Consider the following 6,724-nt stretch of genomic DNA (forward strand, 5'->3'; position numbering starts at 1 on the left):
CCTAGGGAACGCCACTGACATCGAGTGGCGTAGGTTTGCTGGGGGGATGCGCCTACAGGTGCACGAGACGACCGAGAAGCAATGGGAGACAACGCGCTCATGAGCGATGTGCTGGAGCTGGTGGACGTATCGGTGGTCCGCGAAGGACGGGCTCTGGTGGACCAGGTCTCCTGGTCGGTGAAGGAGGGGGAGCGCTGGGTGATCCTCGGCCCCAACGGCGCCGGCAAGACCACCCTCCTGAACATCGCCTCCAGCTACCTCTTCCCGAGCACCGGCTCCGCCACGATCCTCGGCGAGCACCTCGGCCGGGTCGACGTCTTCGACCTGCGCCCGCGCATCGGCATCGCCGGCATCGCCCTCGCCGACAAGCTGCCGCGCAGCCAGACCGTCCTGCAGACCGTGCTCACCGCCGCCTACGGCATGACCGCGAGCTGGCAGGAGAACTACGAGGACGTCGACGAGCAGCGCGCCCGCGCCTTCCTCGACCGCCTCGGCATGACCGAGTACCTCGACCGCAAGTTCGGCACCCTCTCCGAGGGCGAGCGCAAGCGCACCCTGATCGCCCGCGCCATGATGACCGACCCCGAGCTGCTCCTCCTGGACGAGCCGGCCGCCGGCCTCGACCTCGGCGGCCGCGAGGACCTGGTGCGCCGCCTGGGCCGCCTCGCCCGCGACCCGTACGCCCCCTCGATGATCATGGTGACCCACCACGTCGAGGAGATCGCCCCCGGCTTCACCCACGTCCTGATGATCCGCCAGGGCAAGGTGCTGGCCGCCGGGCCGCTCGATCTCGAACTGACCTCCAGCAACCTCTCCCACTGCTTCGGTCTCCCACTGATCGTCGAGCGCAACGGCAACGACCGCTGGACGGCGCAGGGTCTGCCGCTGAGCTGACCGATCGCGCCCTGTCCCGAGCCGCTCCGCGGATCTACCATGAGGGCGTGGATCCATGGGTGTGGTGGCTGATCGCCGCCGTAGGACTGGGTATTCCTCTCGTCGTGACCGCGATGCCCGAATTCGGGATGCTCGCGGTCGGCGCCGTCGCCGGTGCCGTCACCGCAGCTGTCGGTGGCGGCACCGTGCTGCAATTCGTCGCGTTCGCGGTGGTGTCGGTCGCGTTGATCGCGGTCGTCCGCCCCGTCGCCAACCGCCACAGAGGCCGGCACCCGACCCTCGCCTCCGGCGTCGACGCCCTCAAGGGCAAGAGCGCCACGGTCCTGGAGCGGGTCGACGGCGGCGAAGGCGGCCGCATCAAGCTCGGGGGCGAAGTCTGGTCCGCCAGAGCCCTCGACGCCGACCAGGTCTACGAACCGGGCCGCACGGTCGACGTCGTCGAGATCGAAGGCGCCACCGCCCTCATCATCTGACGCAAGGGCACTCTCCCGCCGTGGCCATCTGACCTGAACACGCTGCGCGACGGGCCGCGACTCTGAAAGACTGATCAACCGCCAAGCCGGTCACGAACGGCCGGCACGGACCAGCAACGAAGGGCACGGGAGCCGCTGTGGAACCGATCATCATCGTCCTGATCATCCTGGTGGTGCTCGTGTTCATCGCACTCATCAAGACGATCCAGGTCATCCCGCAGGCCAGCGCCGCCATCGTCGAACGCTTCGGCCGGTACACCCGCACGCTCAACGCCGGCCTGAACATCGTCGTCCCGTTCATCGACTCGATCCGCAACCGCATCGACCTGCGCGAACAGGTCGTGCCGTTCCCGCCGCAGCCGGTGATCACCCAGGACAACCTCGTCGTCAACATCGACACCGTCATCTACTACCAAGTGACGGACGCCCGCGCCGCGACGTACGAAGTCGCCAGCTACATCCAGGCCATCGAGCAGCTCACCGTCACCACCCTGCGCAACATCATCGGTGGCATGGACCTCGAACGAACCCTGACCTCCCGCGAGGAGATCAACGCCGCGCTGCGCGGCGTCCTCGACGAGGCCACCGGCAAGTGGGGCATCCGCGTCAACCGCGTCGAGCTCAAGGCCATCGAGCCGCCGACCTCCATCCAGGACTCGATGGAGAAGCAGATGCGCGCCGACCGTGACAAGCGCGCCGCCATCCTCCAGGCCGAGGGTGTCCGGCAGTCCCAGATCCTGACCGCCGAAGGTGAGAAGCAGTCCTCGATCCTGCGCGCCGAAGGTGACGCCAAGGCCGCCGCGCTGCGCGCCGAGGGTGAGGCCCAGGCGATCCGGGTGGTCTTCGAGTCCATCCACGCCGGCGACCCGGACCAGAAGCTGCTCTCCTACCAGTACCTCCAGATGCTCCCCAAGATCGCTGAGGGGGACGCCAACAAGCTCTGGATCGTGCCCAGCGAGATCGGCGATGCCCTCAAGGGACTCGGTGGCGCCCTCGGCAACTTCAACCCCACGGGCGGCGGCGGCACCATCCCCAAGCCCAGCTCGCCGAACCGCGAAGCGCCCCCCATCGACTGACCGCGGCACTCCCTGGTGCATGATCGAGCGCAAGCGCACCGATCATGCACGGGGGAGTTCACGTGACCATGAGCATGACCCTCTGGGAAGCAGCGGCCGTCTTCGCCGCGGGACTCGGCGCCGGCACGATCAACACCGTCGTCGGATCAGGGACCCTCATCACCTTCCCGGTTCTGCTGGCCGTCGGCCTGCCGCCGATCACCGCGAACGTCTCCAACACTCTCGGCCTGGTGCCCGGTTCGATCAGCGGAGCCATCGGCTACCGTCGGGAACTCCGCGGCCAGCGCCGCCGCATCCTCCGCTTCGGCGCCGCCGCCATGACCGGCGGCCTCATCGGCGCCATCCTGCTGCTCGCGCTGCCGTCCAACGCCTTCGACGCGATCGTTCCCGCCCTGATCGCCATCGCGCTGGTGCTCGTCATCGCCCAGCCCCGGCTCGCCACCGCGCTCCGCGCCCGCCGTGAACGCCAGGGCACCACCGTCCACCGCGACGGCGGCATCGCCCTGCTCACCGGCCTGCTGTTCGCCAGCATGTACGGCGGCTACTTCGGCGCCGCCCAAGGAGTCCTCTACCTCTCCCTGATGGGCCTGCTCCTCAACGAGGACCTGCAGCGCATCAACGGACTCAAGAACGTCCTCGCCCTGGTCGTCAACGGCATCGCCGCCGTCTTCTTCCTCTTCGTCGCCGACTTCAACTGGACCGCCGTCCTGCTCATCGCCGTCGGCTCGTCCCTCGGCGGTCAGATCGGCGCGACGGTGGGCCGGCGCCTGCCGCCCACCGCCCTGCGCGCCGTCATCGTCGTCGTAGGACTGGCGGCCATCGCCCAACTCCTCCTCAAATAAGGGGAGTCGGGCGACGGTCTACGCAGGCAGCGCCAGCCAGTCCGGCAGCTCCTCCCGCACCGAAACCCCCAGCGCCGACAGCATCGCGTCCGCCGGCGTCGGCTCGAACGGCCGCCGCAGCAACGCCATCCCCGCCTGCTCGGGCGTACGGTCCGCCTTGCGGTGATTGTCCTCCGCACACGAGGCGACGGTATTGAGCCAGGTGTCCCCACCGCCGCGGGCCCGCGGTACGACGTGGTCCACGGTCGTCGCCCGGCGCCCGCAGTACGCGCACTGGTGCTGGTCGCGCACCAGCACGCCACGCCGCGACCACGGCGCCCGTCTTCGGAACGGCACCCGTACGTACCTGCTGAGCCGGATCACCCGCGGCACCGGCACATCGACCGAAGCGGCACGGATCCGCAGCCCCGGATGCGCGTGCTCGACCACGGCCTTGTCCTGCATGACCAGTACCACCGCACGCCGCAGCGACACCGTCGACAGCGGCTCGAAGCTCGCATTCAGCACCAGCGTCTCGCGCATCCCGTCCACCTCCCGGACCCCGTTCGCCCCCGCGGCGAAGTGGCTCCACTGTGCAGGGGAACCGATTCCCACGACAACGCAATATCCGCACGCCAGAAGGGAAATGACGGGTAATCAGGAAATGAACAGGGGGTGATGGACTCAGTCGCCGAGGTATCGGGCGAGGCGCCCCGTAGCGCCGACGAGGGCAGGGCGGCACCGACCGCGCCGCACGCACGGGAACGCCCCGGATCCCGCCCCCGTAGAACATGCGGGACCCGGAGCGCACGGCAGCCGGCGCGGACGTCCGGCACGAAGGCGGACTCCGGATGGGGGTTCCCCCTGCTCCTCAAGAGCTCGGGGGAGGCGGGCGACACACCTGCGCCCCGCCGCCCCCGCCACTGCGGTACCGGCTGCCCGACGGCCTTCGCAGGCCGTCAGCCACGTACCACTCTGCGTGCGGGAAGCGCCGGGGCGCAAAGGGTTATCGGGGACTCAGCCCTCCGCGGGCCGCTCGAACTCGGCGATCAACTGCGCCCGCCCGACCGTGTGGAACCGCAGATTGAAGCCCACCACAGCAGGCGACGCATCGGCATCCGGGCCGAGCTTCTCCTGGTCCACCGCGTACACGGTGAAGACATAGCGGTGCGGACCGTCCCCGGGCGGCGGCGCCGCACCCACGAACTCCCGCGTCCCGGCGTCGTTACGGACATGAACGGCGCCCTCGGGCAGCCCCTTCATCTCCCCGGACCCGGCGCCGGCCGGCAACTCCGTCACCGACGCCGGAATGTCGAACAGCGACCAGTGCCAAAAACCGCTGCCCGTCGGCGCGTCCGGGTCGTAGCAGGTGACGGCGTAGCTCTTCGTCCCCGCCGGAGCACCCTCCCACCGCAGCTGCGGCGAACGGTTCCCCTCGGCCTGGACCTGCTCCGGCCGCAGCGTCCCACCCGGCTCCACCTCATCGCTCGACACCGTGAACGCCGGCACCTGCGGGTGGAAATCGTGCGGGAGCGGCCGCCGCTTCAGCTCGGACACCTCGACACCTCCTGGTTGCTTGCTGACACCTGTCCGGCCAGGCTAGAGCCAGTTCCGCTGACCGCCGACCTCCGCCAGCCACTGGTTGAGGTAACCGGCCCAGTCGGTTCCCTCGAAGTCGTTCAGACCCACGGTGAACGACCGGTACGAGTCCGAGCCACCGGTGAACAGCCCCGGCTTCTTGTCCATCTCCAGCACCACGTCCATCTCACGGTCGTCGGCGATGAACGACAGCTCGACCTGGTTCAGCCCGCGGTACTGCTGCGGCGCGAAGAACTCGACCTCCTGGTAGAACGGCAGCTTCTGGCGCGTCCCCCGGATGTGCCCCTGCTCCAGGTCGGCCGCCTTGAAACGGAACCCGAGCCGCCCGAAGGCATCCAGGATCGCCTGCTGCGCCGGCAGCGGGTGCACGTTCACCGGGTCGAGGTCACCGGAGTCCACCGCGCGGGCGATCGCCAGCTCCGTCGTCACCCCGATGTTCATCCCGTGCAGATGCTGGCCGAGGAACGTCGTGATCGGCGTCTCCCACGGGATCTCCAGCCCGAACGGCACGGTGTGCGCCGCACCCGCCTGGACCTCGAACGCCCCGCCCACCTGCAGCTTGGTGAACTCGATGTTCCGCTTGTACTCCTCGTCCCCGCTCTCCACCTCGACGCGCGCCTGGAGCCCGACGGACAGCCCCTCGACCTGCTGCGCCACGGACCCGCCCTGGATCCGCACCTCACCCTGCACGACACCGCCCGGGACGACGTTCTCCTCGAAGAGCACCGTCTCCACCGACGCGCCCCCGGCCCCCATGCTCGCCAGCAGCTTCTTGAATCCCATGCTCGTCCCTCCCAGGCGGTACGCCTGTGTTCTCTGTACAGCCGAGATCTCGGCTCGATACCTACGAACGCGAAACGGCTCAGGCCGGTTCCGCTTGCCACACCTTCCCAATCGGAGAGTCCCCATGACCAGCCGCCGTCCATAACGTCTGCACTACCCTCGGTGCGCATGCCTGACGTACCGGCCCGCACTCCTCTCACCCGCGACTTCTTCAACCGCCCGGTGGTGGACGTCGCTCCCGACCTCCTCGGCCGCACACTCGTACGCCACACCCCCGACGGCACCATCGAACTCCGCCTGACGGAGGTCGAGGCCTACGACGGTGAAGGGGACCCCGGCTCCCACGCCTACCGCGGCCGCACGGCCCGCAACGCCTCGATGTTCGGCCCTCCCGGCCATGCGTACGTCTACTTCATCTACGGCATGTGGTTCAGCCTCAACCTGGTCTGCGGTCCCGAGGGACGCGCGAGCGGCGTCCTCCTCCGCGCCGGCGAGATCCTCACCGGTACGCCGCTCGCCGCCGACCGCCGCCCCAAGGCCCGCAACACCAACGAGCTGGCCAAGGGCCCCGCCCGCCTGGCCACCGCCCTCGACATCGACCGCACCCTCAACGGCCTCGACCTCTGCGGCGACGCCGATGCCCCGCTCGCCGTCCTGCACGGCCGCCCCGCAGCCCCCGACCAGGTACGCAACGGACCGCGCACCGGAGTCGGCGGCGACGGCGCCGAACACCCCTGGCGCTACTGGATCGCCGACGATCCGACGGTCAGCCCGTACCGCCCGCACACCCCGCGCCGCCGCACCAGGACAGCGACTTGACCCGGGCCGCCGCAACGCCTAATGTGGCCCGAGCCGTTGGACACGGGCAGCGCTATCTGCGCAGGCCGCCGGACGGCACAACCAACTACTGAGAACGCTTCCCTCAACGGGGTCCATTTCGCGTTGCCGAAATTCGACCCCACGGCCCGATTATGAGCCGCAGGGGAATTCCGCTAAAGTAGTGATCACGCCGAAAGGCGCGAACAAACCCCTCCGACGGGTAATCGGAACTGAATTCGAGCCGGAAACGGACCGAATC

General features: G+C 69.1%; 8 protein-coding genes. 5 read left to right on the forward strand and 3 right to left on the reverse strand.

Annotation, left to right across the window (positions count from 1 at the left end; genetic code table 11):
* The first annotated feature begins 99 nt into the window (after positions 1-99).
* The 4 genes from ACIRQ7_RS33710 to ACIRQ7_RS33725 all read left to right on the forward strand — a co-directional run bounded on the left by ACIRQ7_RS33710 (position 100) and on the right by ACIRQ7_RS33725 (position 3,285).
* On the forward strand, positions 100-894 hold the full coding sequence (locus ACIRQ7_RS33710) for an ABC transporter ATP-binding protein (RefSeq protein WP_401479654.1): 795 nt from the start codon (positions 100-102) through the stop codon (positions 892-894).
* Positions 895-953: 59 nt separating this feature from the next.
* Positions 954-1,367: an NfeD family protein gene (locus tag ACIRQ7_RS33715; RefSeq protein ID WP_404266365.1), complete on the forward strand. Its 414-nt coding sequence runs from the start codon at positions 954-956 to the stop codon at positions 1,365-1,367.
* A gap of 137 nt (positions 1,368-1,504) precedes the next feature.
* Positions 1,505-2,443 (forward strand): SPFH domain-containing protein, encoded by a 939-nt coding sequence (locus ACIRQ7_RS33720; protein WP_404266355.1) that lies wholly within the window; start codon positions 1,505-1,507, stop codon positions 2,441-2,443.
* A gap of 74 nt (positions 2,444-2,517) precedes the next feature.
* Positions 2,518-3,285, forward strand: coding sequence for a sulfite exporter TauE/SafE family protein (locus ACIRQ7_RS33725; RefSeq protein ID WP_404266366.1), 768 nt, complete (start codon positions 2,518-2,520; stop codon positions 3,283-3,285).
* A gap of 18 nt (positions 3,286-3,303) precedes the next feature.
* On the opposite strand, the gene ACIRQ7_RS33730 is transcribed toward ACIRQ7_RS33725, so the two are convergent.
* From ACIRQ7_RS33730 to ACIRQ7_RS33740, 3 genes are all read right to left on the reverse strand, one after another.
* Complete coding sequence (locus ACIRQ7_RS33730) at positions 3,304-3,807, reverse strand: HNH endonuclease (RefSeq protein WP_404266356.1); 504 nt, start codon at positions 3,805-3,807, stop codon at positions 3,304-3,306.
* A gap of 474 nt (positions 3,808-4,281) precedes the next feature.
* Entirely contained in the window at positions 4,282-4,821 is a 540-nt protein-coding gene (locus ACIRQ7_RS33735) for a YbhB/YbcL family Raf kinase inhibitor-like protein (RefSeq protein WP_403676337.1), read from the reverse strand.
* A gap of 42 nt (positions 4,822-4,863) precedes the next feature.
* Positions 4,864-5,646: a sporulation protein gene (locus ACIRQ7_RS33740; protein WP_401479413.1), complete on the reverse strand. Its 783-nt coding sequence runs from the start codon at positions 5,644-5,646 to the stop codon at positions 4,864-4,866.
* 168 nt (positions 5,647-5,814) lie between these two features.
* Here ACIRQ7_RS33740 and ACIRQ7_RS33745 point away from each other — a divergent pair, with 168 nt between their 5' ends.
* Positions 5,815-6,465 carry a DNA-3-methyladenine glycosylase gene (locus ACIRQ7_RS33745; RefSeq protein ID WP_404266357.1) on the forward strand — a complete coding sequence of 217 codons (651 nt, stop codon included), beginning with the start codon at positions 5,815-5,817 and terminating at the stop codon, positions 6,463-6,465.
* The last annotated feature ends 259 nt before the right edge of the window (positions 6,466-6,724 follow it).

It is taken from the genome of Streptomyces sp. NPDC101393 (assembly GCF_044767385.1).
Lineage (GTDB): Bacteria > Actinomycetota > Actinomycetes > Streptomycetales > Streptomycetaceae > Streptomyces.